Raw genomic sequence first — 1,487 nt, 5'->3', positions numbered from 1 at the left:
GCCGACGCCCTGATCGTCGAGACCACCCAGGACCTGCTGCAGACCAAGTCCTCCGTCCTGGGCGCCCGGCGTGCCATGGAGGCGACCGGCGTCCGCGTCCCCCTGCTGGTCTCGATGGCCTTCGAGACCACCGGCACCATGCTGCTGGGCTCCGAGATCGGTGCGGCGCTGACCGCGCTGGAGCCGCTGGGCATCGACATGATCGGCCTGAACTGCTCGACGGGTCCGGCCGAGATGAGCGAGCACCTGCGCTATCTCACCCGGCACTCCCGCATCCCGCTGCTGTGCATGCCCAACGCCGGTCTGCCGGTCCTGACCAAGGACGGCGCCCACTTCCCGCTCGACGCCAAGGGCCTGGCCGACGCCCAGGAGAACTTCGTCCGGGACTACGGCCTCTCCCTGATCGGCGGCTGCTGCGGCACCACGCCGGAGCACCTGCGCCAGGTGGTCGAGCGGGTGCGGGGCCTGGTTCCGCCGGCCCGGGATCCGCACCCGGAACCGGGGGCGGCCTCGCTGTATCAGACGGTGCCGTTCCGTCAGGACACCGCCTACATGGCGATCGGGGAGCGGACCAACGCCAACGGGTCGAAGAAGTTCCGTGAGGCGATGCTGGAGGCCCGCTGGGACGACTGTGTGGAGATCGCGCGCGAGCAGATCCGTGAGGGCGCGCACATGCTGGACCTGTGCGTGGACTACGTCGGCCGGGACGGGGTGGCCGACATGGACGAGCTGGCCGGCCGTTTCGCGACCGCCTCCACCCTGCCGATCGTGCTGGACTCCACCGAGGTCGAGGTCCTGCGCGCGGGTCTGGAGCGCCTGGGCGGGCGGGCGGTTCTCAACTCGGTCAACTACGAGGACGGCGACGGCCCCGAGTCCCGGTTCGCGAAGGTCACCCGCCTCGCGCGTGAGCACGGGGCGGCGCTGATCGCGCTGACCATCGACGAGGAGGGCCAGGCCCGCACGGTGGAGACCAAGGTCGCCATCGCCGAGCGGCTCATCGAGGACCTCACCGGCAACTGGGGCATCCACGAGTCCGACATCCTCATCGACTGTTTGACCTTCACCATCTGTACCGGCCAGGAGGAGTCCCGGGGCGACGGGATCGCCACGATCGAGGCGATCCGCGAGCTCAAGCGCCGCCGCCCCGACGTCCAGACCACGCTCGGCCTGTCCAACATCTCCTTCGGCCTCAACCCGGCCGCCCGGATCCTGCTCAACTCCGTCTTCCTCGACGAGTGCGTCAAGGCCGGCCTGGACTCGGCGATCGTGCACGCCTCCAAGATCCTGCCGATCGCCCGCTTCAGCGAGGAGGAGGTCACCTGCGCCCTCGACCTCATCCACGACCGGCGCGCCGAGGGCTATGACCCGCTGCAGAAGCTGATGGCCCTGTTCGAGGGCGCCACCACCAAGTCGCTCAAGGCGGGCAAGGCCGAGGAACTGGCCGCGCTCCCGCTGGAGGAGCGCCTCAAGCGGCGGATCATCGACGG

At 70.0% G+C, this 1,487-nt stretch carries 1 protein-coding gene; it reads left to right on the top strand.

The features are described 5' to 3' along the window. The coding region (locus tag ACH4S8_RS45145) for a dihydropteroate synthase (RefSeq protein ID WP_398405193.1) at positions 1-1,487 on the top strand (1,487 nt) is incomplete at both ends.

Origin of the sequence: Streptomyces sp. NPDC021080 (assembly GCF_044333225.1) — a bacterium.
In the GTDB taxonomy this organism is placed as follows: Bacteria; Actinomycetota; Actinomycetes; order Streptomycetales; family Streptomycetaceae; genus Streptomyces.
The sequence above is the reverse complement of the archived record's forward strand: the minus strand, read 5'-3'. Positions and strand labels throughout refer to the sequence as shown.